At 67.8% G+C, this 17,951-nt stretch carries 12 protein-coding genes; 6 read left to right on the plus strand and 6 right to left on the minus strand.

What is annotated here, in order from left to right; all coding sequences use genetic code 11:
• Positions 1–92 precede the first annotated feature (92 nt).
• Positions 93–2,735, minus strand: coding sequence for a leucine--tRNA ligase (leuS, locus tag HB681_RS17310; RefSeq protein WP_213956094.1), 2,643 nt, complete (start codon positions 2,733–2,735; stop codon positions 93–95).
• A gap of 167 nt (positions 2,736–2,902) precedes the next feature.
• A complete protein-coding gene (locus tag HB681_RS17315) occupies positions 2,903–4,219 on the minus strand; it encodes a hypothetical protein (RefSeq protein ID WP_213956095.1) in 1,317 nt (438 codons plus the stop codon).
• A 172-nt stretch (positions 4,220–4,391) separates the two neighbouring features.
• Between HB681_RS17315 and glgB the strand changes: the two genes are divergently transcribed.
• The 5 genes from glgB to HB681_RS17340 all read left to right on the plus strand — a co-directional run bounded on the left by glgB (position 4,392) and on the right by HB681_RS17340 (position 14,527).
• Positions 4,392–6,563: a 1,4-alpha-glucan branching protein GlgB gene (gene glgB / locus HB681_RS17320; RefSeq protein WP_213956096.1), complete on the plus strand. Its 2,172-nt coding sequence runs from the start codon at positions 4,392–4,394 to the stop codon at positions 6,561–6,563.
• Positions 6,564–7,113: 550 nt separating this feature from the next.
• Positions 7,114–9,153, plus strand: coding sequence for a glycogen debranching protein GlgX (gene glgX / locus HB681_RS17325; protein WP_213956097.1), 2,040 nt, complete (start codon positions 7,114–7,116; stop codon positions 9,151–9,153).
• A gap of 72 nt (positions 9,154–9,225) precedes the next feature.
• Positions 9,226–10,521: a glucose-1-phosphate adenylyltransferase gene (gene glgC, locus HB681_RS17330; protein WP_213956098.1), complete on the plus strand. Its 1,296-nt coding sequence runs from the start codon at positions 9,226–9,228 to the stop codon at positions 10,519–10,521.
• An 11-nt stretch (positions 10,522–10,532) separates the two neighbouring features.
• The gene (glgA, locus tag HB681_RS17335; protein ID WP_213956099.1) at positions 10,533–11,993 is read left to right on the plus strand and encodes a glycogen synthase GlgA; all 1,461 of its coding nucleotides are present in this window, start codon (positions 10,533–10,535) and stop codon (positions 11,991–11,993) included.
• 59 nt (positions 11,994–12,052) lie between these two features.
• Positions 12,053–14,527 (plus strand): glycogen/starch/alpha-glucan phosphorylase, encoded by a 2,475-nt coding sequence (locus HB681_RS17340; RefSeq protein WP_213956100.1) that lies wholly within the window; start codon positions 12,053–12,055, stop codon positions 14,525–14,527.
• A gap of 205 nt (positions 14,528–14,732) precedes the next feature.
• On the opposite strand, the gene HB681_RS17345 is transcribed toward HB681_RS17340, so the two are convergent.
• The 4 genes from HB681_RS17345 to HB681_RS17360 all read right to left on the minus strand — a co-directional run bounded on the left by HB681_RS17345 (position 14,733) and on the right by HB681_RS17360 (position 17,442).
• Positions 14,733–15,188 carry a biopolymer transporter ExbD gene (locus tag HB681_RS17345; RefSeq protein ID WP_213956101.1) on the minus strand — a complete coding sequence of 152 codons (456 nt, stop codon included), beginning with the start codon at positions 15,186–15,188 and terminating at the stop codon, positions 14,733–14,735.
• 181 nt (positions 15,189–15,369) lie between these two features.
• The gene (locus HB681_RS17350) at positions 15,370–16,062 is read right to left on the minus strand and encodes a MotA/TolQ/ExbB proton channel family protein (RefSeq protein WP_213956102.1); all 693 of its coding nucleotides are present in this window, start codon (positions 16,060–16,062) and stop codon (positions 15,370–15,372) included.
• A 25-nt stretch (positions 16,063–16,087) separates the two neighbouring features.
• Positions 16,088–16,888: a 4-hydroxy-tetrahydrodipicolinate reductase gene (gene dapB, locus HB681_RS17355; protein ID WP_213956103.1), complete on the minus strand. Its 801-nt coding sequence runs from the start codon at positions 16,886–16,888 to the stop codon at positions 16,088–16,090.
• The gene (locus HB681_RS17360; RefSeq protein WP_213956104.1) at positions 16,888–17,442 is read right to left on the minus strand and encodes an outer membrane protein assembly factor BamE; all 555 of its coding nucleotides are present in this window, start codon (positions 17,440–17,442) and stop codon (positions 16,888–16,890) included. The genes dapB and HB681_RS17360 overlap by 1 nt, the downstream gene beginning before the upstream one ends.
• An 85-nt stretch (positions 17,443–17,527) precedes the next feature.
• On the opposite strand from HB681_RS17360, the gene fur reads away from it, so the two are divergent.
• Positions 17,528–17,947, plus strand: coding sequence for a ferric iron uptake transcriptional regulator (gene fur, locus HB681_RS17365; protein ID WP_213956105.1), 420 nt, complete (start codon positions 17,528–17,530; stop codon positions 17,945–17,947).
• Positions 17,948–17,951: the final 4 nt, after the last annotated feature.

The following is a 17,951-nucleotide window of genomic DNA, read 5'->3' on the forward strand; positions in this document are numbered from 1 at the left end:
GGCAACACCACCAGAGCGGCCTAGCCCTGTCGTCGGCGTTGCCCCATCGAAGCAGGTTGGCGTAGCGGCACGAAGCTTGGGGGCGCTCGCCATCACACGACCACGTTGACGAGCCGGCCCGGCACAACGATCACGCGCTTGACCGCCGCGCCCGGCGCGAACTTGACGAAGTCGTCGCTGGTCACGGCCAGCTTCTCGATGTCCTGCTTCGAGGCCGCCGAGGGAACGCGCACCGCGCCGCGCAGCTTGCCGTTGACCTGCAGCATCAGCTCGATCTCGTCCTGCTCCAGCGCGCCGGCATCGACCTTGGGCCAGGCCGTGTCGAGCAGGTCGCCGTGGCCGTCGCGGTAGCCCAGTTCCTTCCAGAGTTGCTGTGCGATGTGCGGCGTCGCCGGGTAGAGGCAGCGCAGCAGGATGCCGAAGCCCTCGCGTACGGCTGCTGTGTCGCCCACGTTGCCGGGTTGCGGCTTGAAGCCTTCCAGCGCGTTGAGCAGCTTCATCGCGCCCGACACCACCGTGTTGTATTGCATGCGCTGGTAGTCGTAGTCGATCTGGCGCAGCACGGTGTGCACCTCGCGGCGCAGCTTCTTCGCCTCGGCGCTGTAGCCCGTCGCGGCCTTCGCGCCCATGACGTCGGCGGCCATGTCATGCAGGCCCACGCCGAAGTTCCACACCCGGCGCAGGAAGCGGTAGCTGCCTTCGACGGCGGCATCGTTCCATTCGAGCGTGGCCTCGGGCGGCGCGGTGAACATGGTGTAGAGGCGCGCGGTGTCGGCGCCGTACTTCTCGATCAGGTCCTGCGGGTCGACGCCGTTGCGCTCGGTCTTGCCCATCTTGCCGACGCCGCCGTATTCGACAACCGTGCCGTCGGCCAGCGTGCCGCCGGTGATGCGGCCCTGCGCGTCGACCACCGGCGTCACATCGGCCGGCGGGTAGTAGTCCTTGCCGCCCTTCTCGCCGCGGGTGTAGTAGATGTGGTTGAGCACCATGCCCTGCGTGAGCAACTTGCTGAAGGGCTCGTCGACCGTGACCAGCTTCAGGTCGCGCATCACCTTGGTCCAGAAGCGCGCATAGAGCAAATGCAGGATCGCGTGCTCGATGCCGCCGATGTACTGGTCCATCGCCATCCAGTACTTGGCGCCGCCGTCGACCATGGCGTTGTCGCTGTGCGGGTCGCAATAGCGCATGAAGTACCAGGACGAGTCGACGAAGGTATCCATCGTGTCGGTCTCGCGCCGCGCGGGCTTGCCGCAGACGGGGCAGGTCACGCCGGCATGGAAGCCCTCGTGCTTGTTCAGCGGGTTGCCGCTGCCGTCGGGCACGCAGTCGGTGGGCAGCACCACCGGCAGGTCCTTCTCGGGCACGGGCACCGCGCCGTGCTCTTCGCAATGGATGATCGGGATCGGCGTGCCCCAGTAGCGCTGGCGGCTCACGCCCCAGTCCCGCAGGCGCCAGGTGGTCTGCTTGTCGCCCAGGCGCTTGAGTTGCAGCGCGTGCGCCACGGCGTTGACCGCCTCTTCGTGGCGCATGCCGCTGAAGACGTCGGAGTTGATGGTCACGCCGTTGGTCTTGTCGGCGTACCAGTCCTGCCACTTCCTGTAGTTGAAGTGGGGTGCGTCGTCGTCGATGATCACCTGCAGGATCTCGAGGCCGTACTTGTTGGCGAAGGCGAAGTCGCGCTCGTCGTGCGCAGGCACGCCCATCACGGCGCCGTCGCCGTAGCTCATGAGCACGTAGTTGCCCACCCACACCGGGATCGGTTCCTCGGTGATCGGATGCTGCACGAAGAGGCCGGTGGCCACGCCCTTCTTCTCCTGCGTGGCGAGTTCGGCCTCGGTCGTGCCGCCGCTCTTGCATTCCTCGATGAATGCGGCCACCTTGGGGTTGGTCCTTGCGGCGTGCAAGGCCAGCGGATGCTCCGGCGCGACGGCGCAGAAGGTCACGCCCATGATCGTGTCGGCACGCGTCGTGAACACGTACATGCGGCCGCCCTGGATCAGCTTGCCGCCGGCATCCTTGATCTCGTGCGGGAAGGCGAAGCGCACGCCGCTGGACTTGCCGATCCAGTTCTCCTGCATCAGCTTGACGCGCTCGGGCCAGCCGGGCAGCTTGTTCTGCGTGTGCTCGAGCAGCTCTTCTGCGTAGTCGCTGATCTTCAGGTAGTAGCCGGGGATCTCGCGGCGCTCGACGGTGGCGCCGGTGCGCCAGCCCTTGCCATCGATGACCTGCTCGTTGGCCAGCACGGTCTGGTCCACCGGGTCCCAGTTGACGACCTGGGTCTTGCGGTAGGCGATGCCCTTCTCCAGCATCTTCAGGAACAGCCACTGGTTCCACTTGTAGTAGGCCGGGTCGCAAGTGGCGATCTCGCGGCTCCAGTCGATGGCCAGGCCCATCGCCTGCAACTGCTCCTTCATGGACGCGATGTTCTCGTAGGTCCATTGGGCCGGCGGCACGCCGTTCTTCAGCGCCGCATTCTCGGCGGGCAGGCCGAAGGCGTCCCAGCCCATCGGCATCAGCACGTTGTAGCCGCTCATGCGCAGGTAGCGCGTGAGCATGTCGTTGATGGTGTAGTTGCGCACGTGGCCCATGTGCAGCCGCCCGCTGGGGTACGGCAGCATCGAGCAGGCGTAGTACTTCTTCTTTTTGCTGTCTTCGGTGACGCGGTAGGCGTCTGCGGCACGCCAGTCGGCCTGGGCGGCAGACTCGACGTCGCTGGGGGTGTAGCTGGGGTTCATGGCATTCGCTGGAACCCGGCGCCAGGCGGCCGGGGAAGGCGATTATCGCGGCTGGAGGGGTGCCAGGGCCGAGGCTCGGGCCTTTTGAGGGAAAGCGCGACCTTCAGGGAGGGGTTGACACGCCTTTTGCGCCTTCGCGACAAGGGCCGGCGCAAGGATAAGTGCCGCTACCGTTCCACTTCGAAGCGCACGATCCGCACGCTGCCGGGACCTGACGATTCGTTGCGGCTGCCCAGGCTGATGACCAGGCCCAGGTCTTCCAGGAACGCGCGTTCCTCGGTGTCGGCGCCAGCGTCGCCTGACCGGCAAGTCAGCCCGATGGCCCGGCCCGGGATCGAGGAAAGGATCGCGCTCGCCTCGTACGCCGCCTTCACCTTGCAGGTGGTGGTCGTCTTCTGGTGCGCATCGGCAAAGGGTCGCGCTGGAACGTCGCGCTGTTCGGTGGAGAGCAGGATGTCCTCGCCCGGCGCCAGGCTGGCCGGCAGGGAGGCCGCAAGCCCGCCGACGAGCAGCACGCGGCCGTCGGAAAGGCCGTTCATACGCGTCTTGAGCGGCACAAGGCCCGCCAGGCCGAGCCGCTGCACGTTGAACGAAGGGTCGTAGGTTTCCCGCGTGCGCAGCAGGCCGTCCGGCTGCGCTTCCACATCGACGGTGTACGTGGTCTCCGAGTCATGCTTCGACGGCTTGGCCGCCACGGTGTAGCGCAGCTTCCTGAACTTCGGCGTCCAGAGGTCCTTGCCGGCGCGCGCGGCATCGAGGTTCGCGCGCACCCCGGGCGGCACCTCCACTTCATCGAACAGCGCGGGCCTCAGTTGCACGGGGTAGTCGGCCGGGTCGATGTCGGGGCGAACCTCCTGCAGCAGTTCCGCATTGACGCCGCCATGCAAGCGGCAACTCACGCGCGTCAGGTTCCTGCGCCTGCCATCAGGTTCGATCAGCAATGCGCGCTCGGTCCTGGCGTAGCCGGGCGGGGTGCGGGCCGGCACGTCCACCGGCAGCCAGCGAAAGCCCAGCACCTTGATCTCGGTGCGCGCATAGCCGCCCGCATCGCTGGGGCGCAAGCGACCGCCCTGGTAGGCCAGCGGGCCCAGCTTGTTGTAGACCGCATCGACGTCACCCTCGACCAGGAAGCCCCAGCGGTAGGACAGGCCCGCGCTGCCGAGGTCCGCGGCTTCGCCGAAGTACGAGACCGCCTTCATCCCGCCGATGTCCGCAGGCGTGCGGAACGCCACCTCGTTGAGCCCGGCCGGCTTGCGGTCGGGCGCCCTCGGCCAGCTTCGGTCGCCGCGGGCTTCGAGCGGAACGATGGGGCTCCAGGCCGCGGCGTCGCGGTTCAGCGTGCGAAAGAAGCCCGCATCGCACACGCTGAAGTCGGTGAAGCCGTCCTCGATCGCATCGGCTTGCGCAAGCGGGGCCCACGCAAGGCAAACGAATGCGGCGCCCCAGGCAACACCCGCACGCGTCACCGCCCTGATGGCATTCACGATCACTTCCACTCCCTGGCCAGCCGGCTCGTTGCTCGAAAGGACGCCATTCTGCGGGATCGCGCAATGCGGCCATGGAATGAATTCACGACTGCGGGGACGGAAGCGAGGTCCCGTGCCATCATGCTGTGCCCTTCGCCCGACTGCGGATTTTTCTGCCGAGAGCCTGCCCATGCCCACGCTGCCCGAATCCGAGATCCGCGCGCTGATGCGCGCCGAACATGGCGACCCCTTCGCCGTCCTGGGGCCGCACGAGACGGGCGAGGGCCTCGCGGTGCGGGTGCTGCTGCCCGGCGCACAAGCCGTGGCGGTGATGCATGCGAGTTCCGGCTGGCCGCTGGCCACGCTGGAACGGGCACCGGACAGCGACCTCTTCCAGGGCCTCGTTCCGGCCGACCCGGGCCGCAGCGGCTACAGCCTGCGGGTGACCTGGGCCGATCACACCTCCGACATCGAGGACCCTTACCGCTTCGGCCAGGTGCTCGGCGAGATGGATGTGTGGCTGCTGGCCGAGGGCACCCACCTGCGGCCCTACGAGAAGATGGGCGCGCACCTGCGCGAGATGGATGGCGTCAAGGGCGTGGCCTTCACCGTGTGGGCGCCGAATGCGCGGCGCGTGTCGGTGGTCGGCAACTTCAACAACTGGGACGGCCGCCGCCACATGATGCGCTTGCGCAGCGAATGCGGCGTGTGGGAGATCTTCGCGCCGGGCCTGGCGCCGGGCGACGTCTACGAGTACGAGATCCTGTCGTCCACGGGCGAGGTGCTGCGCAAGGCCGATCCCTTCGGCTTCTCCGCGCAGCTTCGCCCCGACACGGCCAGCGTGGTGCAGCCCTTGCCCGGCGTGGCCGAGGTTCCGGCCGGACGCGCCGCCGCCAATGATCGGCATGCGCCCATCAGCATCTACGAGGTGCACCTCGGCTCCTGGCGCCGCAAGAACAACGGCGCCGACTGGCTGGACTACCGTGAGCTGGCCGACTCGCTCGTGCCCTATGCGCGCGACATGGGCTTCACGCACATCGAGCTGCTGCCGGTCAGCGAGCATCCCTTCGACGGCTCCTGGGGCTACCAGCCGATCGGGCTCTATGCGCCGACCTCGCGCTTCGGCACGCCGGGCGATTTCCGCTATTTCGTGGAGACGGCCCATGCGGCCGGCCTGGGCGTGATCCTCGACTGGGTGCCCGCCCACTTCCCCACCGACGCGCACGGCCTGGGCCAGTTCGACGGCACCGCGCTGTACGAGTACGCCGATCCGCGCGAGGGCTTCCACAACGACTGGCAGACGCTGATCTTCAACTACGCGCGCACCGAGGTGCGCAACTACCTGGTCGGCAATGCGCTGTACTGGCTGGAGCGCTATGGCGTGGACGGCCTGCGCGTGGATGCGGTGGCCTCGATGCTGTACCGCGACTACAGCCGCGAGCAGGGCCAGTGGGTGCCGAACGCCTATGGCGGCCGCGAGAACCTGGAAGCCATCGCCTTCCTGCGCCGCATGAACCATGTGGTGGGCGTCGAGCGGCCCGGCACGATGACGGTGGCGGAGGAGTCCACCAGTTTTCCCGGCGTGACGCGCCCACCCGAGGACGGCGGCCTGGGCTTTCACTACAAGTGGAACATGGGCTGGATGAACGACACGCTGGCGTATGCCGGGATCGACCCGGTGCATCGCAAGCACCACCATCGCAAGGTGACCTTCGGCCTGATGTACGCGCACAGCGAGAACTTCGTGCTGCCTTTCTCGCACGATGAGGTGGTGCACGGCAAGGGCTCGATGATCGGCCGCATGCCCGGCGACGAATGGCAGAAGTTCGCGGGCTTGCGCACCCTCTACGGCTACCTGTGGGCCTACCCCGGCAAGAAGTTGCTGTTCATGGGCTGCGAGTTCGCCCAGCACGCCGAATGGAACGCCGACAAGAGCCTCGACTGGCACCTGCTGCAGCACAACGCGCCGAACCAGGGCGTGCATCGCCTGGTGCGCGACCTCAACAACGTCTACCGCCACTTCCCGGCGCTGCATGAGCTGGACTGCGATGGCGCCGGCTTCGACTGGATCGTGCACGACGACGTCGACCAGTCGATCTTCGCGTTCATCCGCAAGGCCAGCGACGGGGCCTTCGTGATCGCGGTGTGCAACTTCACGCCGGTGGTGCGGCATGGCTATCGGCTCGGTGTGCCTGAAGCGGGGTCGTATCGGGAACTCATCAATAGCGACAACGGCGTGTATGGCGGCAGTGGCGTCGGCAATGGGGTACTGGCTTCCGAAGCTGTTTCGCACCATGGGCGTTCGCAGTCGCTGGTGATGAGCGTGCCGCCGCTGGCCACGGTGATGTGGGTGCTGGAGTGAAGGTGGCTGCTGCGTTGCGTTTGCAGAGCCGGTTGCCTGCGGGGGTGCGGCGGCGGGCGGCATGCGCCGGGCCAGCCGACGTCACCGGCCCCTGCGGGGCTCCCCTGCGCTGCTCACGACAGGCGGGGTCCGCGCAAACTCGCCTTCGGCTCAAACAGCGCGCGGCCCTGATCCGCCTGCCGCTGCGCTGCTCGGCGGTGCCTCAACGGCCGGCCCGGCGCATGCCGCCCACCGCCGTTGACGCGATCGTCGAGCATTGCAAGTCTCCTCATCCGCATTTCCGCAAAGAGGGCGCGCGCTTCGATCACCCCAAGCCCGGTGCGTGGTGTGGGTCGGGCGATCCCTTCTGCGCCGCCGAGCAGCGCAGTGTTTTGCGGATCAGGGCCACGTGCTGTTTGAGCGAAGCGAGTTCACGTGGACCCCGCGAAACGCGAGCAGCACAGGGCAGCCCCGAAGGGGCCGGTGCAGTAGGGTCGCCCGGCCCGCACCACGCACCGGGCGCTCCGTCCAAAGGGCACTTCCAATAACCGTCAGAGAAGGCACCAAAGACATGACGCTACGCATCGGCTGGCCCACCCCGCTGGGCGCGACCCCGTACAACGACGGCGTCAACTTCGCACTCGTCGCGCCCAACGCCACCGCCGTCGAACTCTGCCTCTTCGACAGCACCGGCACGCACGAACAGCAGCGCCTGCAACTCCCCGCCTGCACCGACGGCGTCTGGCATGGACGGCTGCCGCAGGGGCAGGCCGGCCTCGTCTATGGCTACCGCGTCCACGGCCCGTGGGCGCCGCACGACGGCCATCGCTACAACCCCGCCAAGCTCGTGCTCGACCCCTACGCCCGGGAGATCGTCGGCAGCTACGACGGCAGCGACATCTTCTGGGGCCACGACCCCGCGAACCCCGAACAGCCCGATCCACGCGACAACGGTGCGGTCGCCCTCAAGGCTCGCGTGGCATTGCCGCTCGCGCCGGCGGCGCCTTCGCGCCCGCGCGTCGAAGCCGGCCAGCGCGTCATCTACGAACTGCACGTGCGCGGCCAGACCCGGCTGCATCCGGAGGTGCCTACCGAATTGCAAGGAACCTACGCCGGCCTCGCCGAACCCGCCGTGCTCGACCACCTGCAGCGCCTGGGCGTCACCACCCTGAGCCTGCTGCCCGTCCAGCACCGCGCCGACGAACAGCGCCTGCTCAACATGGGCCTCGGCAACTACTGGGGCTACAGCACCATCGGCTGGTTCGCGCCGGAAGCGCGCTACTGGAGCGGCCGCGCCGGCACCACGCCCGCGAGCGAGTTCCGCGCCATGGCCGACGCCATCCACGCGCGCGGCATGGAACTGGTCATCGACGTCGTCTACAACCACAGCGCGGAGACTGACGAACTCGGGCCGACCCTGCAGATGCGCGGCATCGACAACGCCCTCTACTACCACCTGCGCCGCGACGACCGCGCGCTCTACGAGAACTGGACCGGCTGCGGCAACTGCCTCGACTTCAGCCAGCCGCGCGTGGTGCAGCTCTGCATGGACAGCCTGCGCCACTGGGTCATCCAGCTCGGCGTCGACGGCTTCCGCTTCGACCTGGCCACCGTGCTCGCGCGCGGCGCCGATGGCGAGTTCGACCCGCGCGCGCCCTTCCTCGCCGCCGCCCGGCAAGACCCCGTGCTGGCCGATGCGCTGTGGATCGCCGAACCCTGGGACATCGGCATGGGCGGCTACCGCGTCGGCGAATTCCCGCCGGGCTGGCTCGAATGGAACGACCGCTACCGCGACACGCTGCGCACGTTCTGGTTGCGCGGCGGCGTCTCGCGCGGTGAGTTCGCCCAGCGCTTCACCGCCTCCAGCGACCGCTTCAATCACGACGGCCGCGCCCCCACGGCGAGCGTCAACTTCATCGTTGCGCATGACGGCTTCACGCTGCGCGACCTGGTCAGCTACAACGAGCGCCACAACGAAGCCAATGGCGAGCAAGGCCGCGACGGCAGCAGCCAGAACCACAGCAACAACTGCGGTGTCGAAGGCGAGACCGACGATGCCGCGGTGCTGGCGCAGCGCGCCAGGCTGCAGCGCGCACTGCTCGCCTCGCTGCTGCTCTCGCAAGGCACGCCCATGATGCTGGCCGGCAGCGAACTCGGCCAGACGCAGCAGGGCAACAACAACGCCTATTGCCAGGACGGCCCGCTGACCTGGCTCGACTGGCAGCAGGACGACGGCGGCCTCACCGACTTCGTGGCGCGCGTGCTGGCGCTGCGCCGCGAGGCCGAGCCGCTTCGGCACGCCGGCTGGTGGCCCGGCACGCCGGTCGATGGCGAGCCGGCCTTGCGCTGGCGCACTCCCGAGGGCAGCGACCTGACCCCTGGCGACTGGCAACGCCCCGACACGCCCGCGCTGGCCATCCTGTTCGAAACGCCTGCACCCGCGCCGCAGTGGCTGGTGCTGTTCAACGCCGGAACACAAGCCATCGACTTCGCCCTGCCCCCCGGCAACTGGACCCTGCAACTCGCCAGCGACAACCCGCAAGACACGCCACGCCTACTGGCGGCAGGCGCCAACCTGCCGCCATCGAGCCTTTGGGTCGCAAGAACGTAGCAGCCATTTGGCACGGCCGGTGCTACGCTGACCGCACCTCCAACGCGCATCACAACAACCGGGAGACAACCCATGGACTCGAACATTGCCCAACCGACCCAGCAAGCCCATCAACTGGTCCGCCGCACCATCGCACTGGTGCTGGCTGGCGGACGCGGCTCCCGCCTCAAGCAACTGACCGACCGACGCGCCAAGCCGGCCGTGTACTTCGGCGGCAAGTTCCGCATCATCGACTTCGCGCTGTCCAACTGCCTCAACTCCGGCATCCGGCGCATGGCGGTGGTCACGCAGTACAAGTCGCATTCGCTGATGCGGCACCTGCAGCGCGGCTGGAGTTTCCTGCGCGCCGAACTCAACGAGATGGTCGACGTGCTGCCCGCGCAGCAGCGCGTCGGCGACGAGCACTGGTACCGCGGCACGGCCGATGCGGTGTTCCAGAACCTCGACATCATCCAGACCCGCTCCACGCCGCATGACTACGTGGTGGTGCTGGCCGGCGACCACATCTACAAGATGGACTACTCGATCATGCTGGCCGACCACGTGCAGAGCGGCCTGGGCTGCACGGTCGGCTGCATCGAGGTGCCGCGCATGGAAGCCGTCGCCTTCGGCGTGATGCACATCACCGACGACCGCAAGGTCACGGCCTTCCTCGAGAAGCCGGCCGACCCGCCCGCCATGCCCGGCAAGCCCGACATCGCGCTGGCCAGCATGGGCATCTACATCTTCGACTCCGAGTACCTCTACAAGCTGCTCGAGGACGACAGCAACAACCCCGCCTCCGACCACGACTTCGGCAAGGACATCATCCCGCGCGCCGTCGCCGAGGGCCGCGCGCTGGCCCACCCGTTCGGCATGTCCTGCGTCACCCGCGCCACGCGCGGCGGCGACAGCCCGGCCTACTGGCGCGACGTCGGCACCATCGACGCGTTCTGGGCCGCCAACCTCGACCTCGCCTCGATCACGCCCGAACTGGACATCTACGACACCAACTGGCCGATCTGGACCTACCAGCGCCAGCTGCCGCCGGCCAAGTTCGTGTTCGGCGCCGATGGCAAGCCGGGCATCACCTACAACACCATCGTCTCGGGCGGCTGCATCGTCTCGGGCTCGTCGGTGAGCGACTCGGTGCTGTTCTCCGGCGTGCGCGTGCATTCTTTCTGCACCATCACGCAGGCCGTGCTGCTGCCCGACGTGGAAGTCGGCCGCAACTGCCGCCTCAGCAAGGTAGTCATCGACCGCGGCTGCGTGCTGCCGGACGACACCGTGATCGGCGAGGACGCCGCCGCCGATGCCGCCCGCTTCGAACGCACCGAGGCCGGCGTGACCCTCGTCACGCGCGAGATGCTCGCCCGCTTGGCAACGTAAGCCCGTTGCCGATGCGAATCCTCCAGGTCAGCGCCGAGATATTTCCCCTCCTCAAGACCGGCGGACTGGCCGACATCGCCGGTGCGCTGCCGCTGGCGCTGGCGGCCGCCGGCCAGGAGGTACGCGCCTTGCTGCCGGGCTTCCCGGCCATCCTTTCGGGCGTGAAGGGCCTCGCGCCCGTCGCCGACTTCCAGGCGCCGTGGGGCGAACCGGCCCGCCTGCTCAAGGGCCACATCGCCACGGCCGGCGCGCCCGACCTGCCCACCTACGTCATCGAGGCGCCCAGCCTCTACGACCGCCCCGGCAACCCCTACGAAGACGGCAACCGGCGGCCCTACGCCGACAACCACCGGCGCTTCGCCCTGCTCGGCTGGGCGGCCGCACGCATCGCGCAAGGGCTCGACCCAAGCTGGCAACCCGAACTGGTGCACGCACACGATTGGCACGCCGCGCTGGCGCCCGCCTATCTGGCCTTCGCCGACTGGACCGGCCGCCCGCGCGTGCGCAGCCTGTATACGATCCACAACCTGGCCTACCAGGGCGTGTTCCCGCCGTGGACCTTCACCGAACTCGGCCTGCCGCACCAGGCCTTCCATCTCAACGGCCTCGAATACCACGGCCAGGTCTCGTTCATGAAGGCCGGCCTCTTCTACGCCGATCGCCTCAGCACGGTCAGCCCGACCTACGCCGGCGAGATCCAGACGCCCGAGCAGGGCTTCGGCCTCGACGGCCTGCTGCGCAGCCGCAGCTACACCCTGCACGGCATCCTCAACGCGGTCGACGACGCCATCTGGAACCCCGCCGGCGACCCGCTGCTCGCCGCGCCCTTCGATGTGCGCCGCCCCGGGGGCAAGGCCACGTGCAAGGCCGCCCTGCAACAGAAGCTCGGCCTGGCCGCTGCGCCCGACGCGCCGCTGTTCGTCATCGTGAGCCGCCTGACGGAACAGAAGGGCCTGCCGCTGGTGCTCGACGGCCTGGACGCCCTGCTCGCCCAGGGCGGCCAGCTGGCCCTGCTCGGCAGCGGCGACGGGTGGCTCGAAGACGCTTTCCGCCAGCGCGCAGCCGCCGCGCCTGACTCGGTGAGCGTCACCATAGGCTACGACGAGCCGCTTGCGCACCAGTTGTTCGGCGGCAGCGACGTGACGCTGGTGCCCTCGCTGTTCGAGCCCTGCGGCCTGACCCAGATGTACGGCCTGCGCTACGGCAGCCTCCCCTTGGTGCATCGCGTGGGCGGGCTGGCCGATACCGTGGTCGACACCACGCTGGAGGACATGGCCGCGGGCACTGCCACCGGCTTCACCTTCGACGAGTTCAGCGGCGAGGGCTACCACCGCGCCCTGCGCCGCGCCTTCGCCCTGTATGCCCGTCCAGCGGACTGGCGCCGCGTGCGCGCTACCGCCATGCGCCGCCCCGCCGACTGGGGCACGGCCGCCGCGCGCTACATCGAGGTCTACAAATGGGCGTTGAGTTGAAAAAAAGCCAACCCGGCCCCGCTCTTGCTTACAAGAAAGACGACTCTAGGGATACGCGCATGACGATCGAAGAATTTGCCTACGACCACCCCGACCGCGACGTCGCGGCCTTCAAGCGGGCCGTCGCCAACAAGCTGATCTACACGGTCGGCAAGGATCCCGTCGCGGCCAGCCAGGACGACTGGCTGCACGCCACGGCGGCGGCGGTGCGAGACCAACTCGTCGAGCGCTGGATGGCGACCACCCGCGCCAACTACAAGCAGGACCTGAAGCGCGTCTACTACCTCTCGATGGAGTTCCTCATCGGGCGCACCTTCACCAACGCGCTGCTCGCGCTGGAGCTGTACGGCACGGTGAAGCAGGCACTGACCGACTTCGGGGTCGACATCGAGGCGCTGACCGAGCGCGAGCCCGACGCGGCGCTGGGCAACGGCGGCCTCGGTCGGCTGGCGGCCTGCTTCCTCGACTCCATGGCCACGCTCGGCGTACCCGGCATGGGCTACGGCATCCGCTACGAATACGGCATGTTCCGCCAGCGCATCGTCGACGGCCAGCAGGTCGAGACGCCCGACTACTGGCTCACGCGCGGCAACCCCTGGGAATTCCAGCGGCCCGAGGTCAACTACCGCGTGCGCTTCGGCGGCCACGTGCAGAAGCGCGTCGGCCATGACGAGCCCTACGGCGCCGCCCACTGGGTCGACACGCACGACGTGCTGGCCGTGGCCTACGACACCATCATTCCGGGCTACGGCACGCCGGCCACCAACACCCTGCGGCTCTGGTCGGCGCGCGCCACGGAGGAGATCGACCTCTCGGCCTTCAACCGCGGCAACTACATGGCCGCCGTCGAAAGCAAGAACCACTCCGAGAACGTCTCGCGCGTGCTCTATCCGGACGACTCCACGCCGTCCGGCCGCGAGCTGCGCCTGCACCAGGAATACTTCTTCTGCAGCGCCAGCGTGCAGGACCTGCTGCGCCGCTACCTGCGCACCCACACCAACTTCGACAAGCTCTCCGAAAAGGTCAGCATCCACCTGAACGACACGCACCCGGTGCTGGCCGTGCCCGAGCTGATGCGCCTGCTGCTGGACGAGCACAACCTGCCGTGGGACGCGGCCTGGGAGCAGGTCCAGAAGGTGTTCAGCTACACCAACCACACGCTGATGCACGAGGCGCTGGAGACCTGGCCGGTCGAGATGATGGGCCGCATCCTGCCGCGCCACCTGCAGATCATCTATGACCTGAACTCGCGATTCCTTGGCTCCGTGGCGCAGAAGTTCGGTGGCGACCACGACCTGATGCGTCGCCTTTCGCTGGTCGACGAATCGGGCGAGCGCCGCGTGCGCATGGCCTACGTCGCGGTGCTCGCGAGCCATTCGATCAACGGTGTCTCGGGCCTGCATTCGGAGCTGATGAAGCAGTCGATCTTTGCCGACTTCAACAAGATCTTCCCCGAGCGCTTCAACAACAAGACCAACGGCGTCACGCCGCGCCGCTGGCTGGCGCAGGCCAACCCGCCGCTGGCCAGCCTGTTGGACGCCCGCATCGGCCGCGGCTGGCGACGCGACCTCAACCAGCTGCAGGCGCTCAGGCCGATGGCCGCGCAGGCGCCCTTCGTACGCGCCTTCCGCCATGCCAAGCGCGAGAACAAGCTGCGCCTGGCCAACTGGATCGAGCAGCACATGGGCATCGTCGTCGACACCGACGCCATGTTCGACGTGCAGGTCAAGCGCATGCACGAATACAAGCGCCAGTTGCTCAACGTGCTGCACGTCATCACGCGCTACCACCGCATCCTCGATGAGCCCGACGCGCCCCATGTGCCGCGCGTGGTGGTGTTCGCCGGCAAGGCGGCCTCCGCCTATGCCATGGCCAAGATGGTGATCCGCCTCATCAACGACGTCGGCGCCGTCATCAACAACGACGAGCGCGTGGGCAAGCTGCTGAAGGTGGTGTTCCTGCCCAACTACAGCGTGAGCCTGGCCGAATGCATCATCCCGGCCGCCGACCTCAGCGAGCAGATCTCCACCGCCGGCACGGAAGCCTCCGGCACCGGCAACATGAAGTTCGCGCTCAACGGCGCGCTGACCATCGGCACGCTGGACGGCGCCAACGTCGAGATGCAGCAGAACGTCGGCGCCGAGAACATCTTCATCTTCGGCCACACCACGCCCGAGGTTGCCGACATCCGCGCCAAGGGTTATCAGCCGCGCGTCTACTACGACAACGACCTCGAACTCAAGCGCGTGCTCGACGCGATCCGCGACGGCATGTTCTCGCACGGCGAGCCTTCGCGCTACCAGCAGGTCTTCGACACGCTGGTGAACTGGGGCGACAACTACCTGCTGCTGGCCGACTACGCGAGCTACGTCGAAATGCAGGAGAAGGTCGACGCGCTGTACCGCGACAGCGACGCCTGGACCCGCATGGCGATCCTCAACGTCGCCGGCATGGGCGCGTTCTCGTCAGACCGCACGATCGCCGAGTATTCGTACGATATCTGGAAGACCAAGCCGGTGCACTTGATGGAATAGGCCCACCCCCGACGCGCCTGCGGCGCCTCCCCCTCCAGGGGGCGCACCCTGCGGCCCGGCAAAGCCGGCTCCGCGGGTGCCCACGAACATGCTTCGCTGCGCTCGCACTGGGTTCACGCTCGCGGAGGACTTTCGGCGTTATCAGGCAGCGGTATGGGGTGCCGTAAATCGGACTTGACCGTACGACAACCCCCACCGCCCGCAGTCAGCGCGCAGGCGCTTCCGTCACGAAGCCGATCCGGCTCAACCCCGCCGTGTTCGCGATCCCCATGATCTGGACCACCTTGCCGTAGGGCACGGTGATGTCCGCGCGCAGTTGCACCTCGGTATCGCGATTTTCGAGCGCCGCCTGCTTCAGGCGCGCGGCGAGTTGCGCATCGTCCATGGGCACGTCGTTGAGATAGACGATCCCCTTGGCATCCACCACCAGGCTCACGAAGCGCGGCTCGTCGTTCGGCTTGCCCGCATCGGTCTGCGGCAGGTCGAGCCGGATCGAACTGGCCAGCAACGGCGCCGTGATGATGAAGATCACCAGCAACACCAGCATCACGTCCACCAGCGGCGTCACGTTGATGTCCGACAGCGGCCGCTGCCCGCCCGCGCCCGTGGCCCGACCACCGCTGCCGCTGCTGCTTCCCAGGGCTGAGCGACCGAAGGGCATGATCAGGCCGGCGCCGGGCCGCTCCCAAGGCGGGCTGCAACCCCCTCGGGGGCAGAGAGCACACGAAGTGAACGAGGGTGGGGGTCGTCATGTCCAGGCCGACGCCGGGCCGCTCCCAAGGCGGCCTGCAGCCCTCTCGGGGGCAGCGAGCACACGAAGTGAGCAAGCGTGGGGGTCATGTTCAGATCAACATCGTCCCGGCCGCCGGCAAGCCCGCTTCGGGCCGCTCGCCGAACACCGCCAGCAGGTCGTGCGCAAAGCCTTCCAGTTCCGCCTCGATCCGCCCGATCACGCGGCCGAACCAGTTGTAGGCCAGCACGGCAGGAATGGCGACCGCCAGCCCGGCGGCCGTCATGATCAGCGCCTCGCCGACGGGACCGGCCACCTTGTCGATGGTGAAGGCGCCGGACTGCGCGATGCCCGTCAGCGCGTGGTAGATGCCCCAGACCGTGCCCAGCAAGCCGACGAAAGGCGCGGTCGCGCCCACGGTGGCCAGCAGGATCTGCCCTGCCGACACGCGCCGCATGGTCCCATGCAATGCCACACGGAGCACCCGCGTCAGGTGCGCGTCGCGCCCGCCCGTGGCGCCGAGGCTGCCCTTTGTCGCCGGTGAACTTGCCAGGCCCTGCAATGCCAGCACAGAGGGCAGCACCAGCATTCCGCGGTCGAAGGACTTGACGTGATGCAGCGCCTCGGTGAGCGTGTGCGCCTGCCAGAAGGCCGCAACACTGCGCAGCAGGTCGCGCGTGCCGCCGCGCAGGAACCAGGTCTTCCAGAGAATGACAACCCAACTGCCGATCGACATCGCCAGCAACAGCGCCGCCACGCCGCGGCTGACACCGTCGCCCTGGGTCAGCTGCTCGAGGACGGTCATCCGGTGACAGCGGGCCCGAAGTTCGTCACTTCAGGCCGAGCACGTCGAACATGTCGAACAAGCCGGCCTTCCTGTCGGCCAGGAAACGCACCGCCCGCAGGCTGCCCTGGACATAGTGCGCCCGGTTGCCCGACTTGTGCGTGATCTCGATGCGCTCGCCGGTGCCGGCGAACAGCACGGTGTGTTCGCCCACGATGTCGCCGCCGCGTATCGCGGAAAAGCCGATGGTGGACGGGTCGCGCTCGCCAGTGATGCCGTCGCGGGCGTACACGGCGCAATCCTTCAGGTCGCGGCCCAGCGCGTCCGCGATGACCTCGCCCATCTTGAGCGCGGTGCCCGAAGGCGCATCGACCTTGTGCCGGTGATGCGCCTCGATGATCTCGATGTCGTAGCCCGTCGAGAGCGCCTTGGCGGCCATTTCGAGCAGCTTGAAGGTGACGTTGACGCCGACGCTGAAGTTCGGCGCCAGCACGATCGCGATGTCCTCGGCGAACGCGGCGATCTCCACCTTCTGCGCATCGCTGAAGCCGGTGGTCCCGATGACCGCCTGCACGCCAAGCTCGCGGCATGCCGCGAGATGCGCCAGCGTACCTTCAGGTCGCGTGAAGTCGATCAGCACCTGTGCGTTCTGGAGACCCTGGCGCAGGTCGGCGACGATCGGGACGCCCGAGTTGAATCCGAGAAAGGCGCCGGCATCGCTACCGATGGCGGGGCTTGCGGCGATATCGAGCGCACCGGCGAGCTGGCAGTCGTCTGCGTCGCGAACACCCTCGATCAGCATGCGCCCCATGCGGCCGGACGCGCCGGCAATGGCAATGCGATGCATCAGCGACCCGTCGATTCGAGGGGGGGATAGCTCGCCGGCAGCGGCGCGCGCGCGGCGGTCTCTTCAGCGGACTTTTCCGGCTCGGCCGGCGCGATCTTCTTGAGCTTGTCTTCCGGAACCTCGAGCTCGGGCACCTTGCCGCTCTTGCGACGCGTGTCGAGCGTGGCAACGAATTCTTCCTCGCTCGGCATCTCGTCGCCTTCGAAGCGCTGCAGCAATTCGCCGTCGAAGTACAGCGTCAGGCGACGCTGCTGCGGCTCCACGCCCTGGCGCCGAATCGTGAACACGTAGTCCCAGCGATTGGCATGGAATACATCGCTCAGCAAGGAGGTGCCGAGGATGTCACGTACCTGCTGGCGGGACATGCCGGTGCGAAGCGCGCCGACCTGTTCCTTGGAAACGAAATTGCCCTGCACCACTTCGATCTTGTAGGGCGTGACCGCCGTGAGCGCGCCGCGCGTGCTGTCCGCAACGCTGCTGCAAGCCGCCAGGCTCAAGCACGTCAGCAGTGCGGCGGCCAGCGCGCCCGATCGGCAATGGGGGATGACGGGCATGGGGAGAAAGGGTAGCGATATGATCGAACCATTGTAGCGGCTGGCCCCCGGCGGACCCGGTCCGCGGGCCATCACTGAAACCACCATGGCCAACATCGAAGAACTCAAGAACACCGGCCTGAAGGCCACGCTCCCGCGCCTGAAGATCCTCGAGATCTTCCAGACCGGCGGGCAGCGGCACATGACGGCGGAAGACGTTTTCCGCGTACTGCTCAACGAGCATTCCGACATCGGCCTGGCCACCGTCTACCGGGTGCTGACGCAGTTCGAGCAGGCCGGCATCCTGGAGCGCAGCCACTTCGAGAGCGGCAAGGCGGTCTACGAACTCAACGAAGGCAAGCACCACGATCACCTGATCTGCACCGGATGCGGCAAGGTCGAGGAGTTCTACGACCCCGAGATCGAGCGCCGACAGCAGATGATCGCCCAGGACAAGGGCTGGATCCTGCAGGATCACGCGATGTCCCTCTACGGCCTCTGCGCCAGCTGCACCAGTCGAAGGTAAAGCC

The sequence above is a fragment of the Variovorax sp. dw_954 genome (assembly GCF_018449755.1).
Taxonomy (GTDB): Bacteria; Pseudomonadota; Gammaproteobacteria; order Burkholderiales; family Burkholderiaceae_C; genus Variovorax.

Excerpts from the sequence above, each read along its gene's own strand:
- leuS (WP_213956094.1), bottom strand. The coding sequence starts at position 2,735 with ATGAACCCCAGCTACACCCCCAGCGACGTCGAGTCTGCCGCCCAGGCC.
- glgB (WP_213956096.1), top strand. The coding sequence starts at position 4,392 with ATGCCCACGCTGCCCGAATCCGAGATCCGCGCGCTGATGCGCGCCGAA.
- glgX (WP_213956097.1), top strand. The coding sequence starts at position 7,114 with ATGACGCTACGCATCGGCTGGCCCACCCCGCTGGGCGCGACCCCGTAC.
- glgC (WP_213956098.1), top strand. The coding sequence starts at position 9,226 with ATGGACTCGAACATTGCCCAACCGACCCAGCAAGCCCATCAACTGGTC.
- glgA (WP_213956099.1), top strand. The coding sequence starts at position 10,533 with ATGCGAATCCTCCAGGTCAGCGCCGAGATATTTCCCCTCCTCAAGACC.
- HB681_RS17340 (WP_213956100.1), top strand. The coding sequence starts at position 12,053 with ATGACGATCGAAGAATTTGCCTACGACCACCCCGACCGCGACGTCGCG.
- HB681_RS17345 (WP_213956101.1), bottom strand. The coding sequence starts at position 15,188 with ATGCCCTTCGGTCGCTCAGCCCTGGGAAGCAGCAGCGGCAGCGGTGGT.
- HB681_RS17350 (WP_213956102.1), bottom strand. The coding sequence starts at position 16,062 with ATGACCGTCCTCGAGCAGCTGACCCAGGGCGACGGTGTCAGCCGCGGC.
- dapB (WP_213956103.1), bottom strand. The coding sequence starts at position 16,888 with ATGCATCGCATTGCCATTGCCGGCGCGTCCGGCCGCATGGGGCGCATG.
- HB681_RS17360 (WP_213956104.1), bottom strand. The coding sequence starts at position 17,442 with ATGCCCGTCATCCCCCATTGCCGATCGGGCGCGCTGGCCGCCGCACTG.
- fur (WP_213956105.1), top strand. The coding sequence starts at position 17,528 with ATGGCCAACATCGAAGAACTCAAGAACACCGGCCTGAAGGCCACGCTC.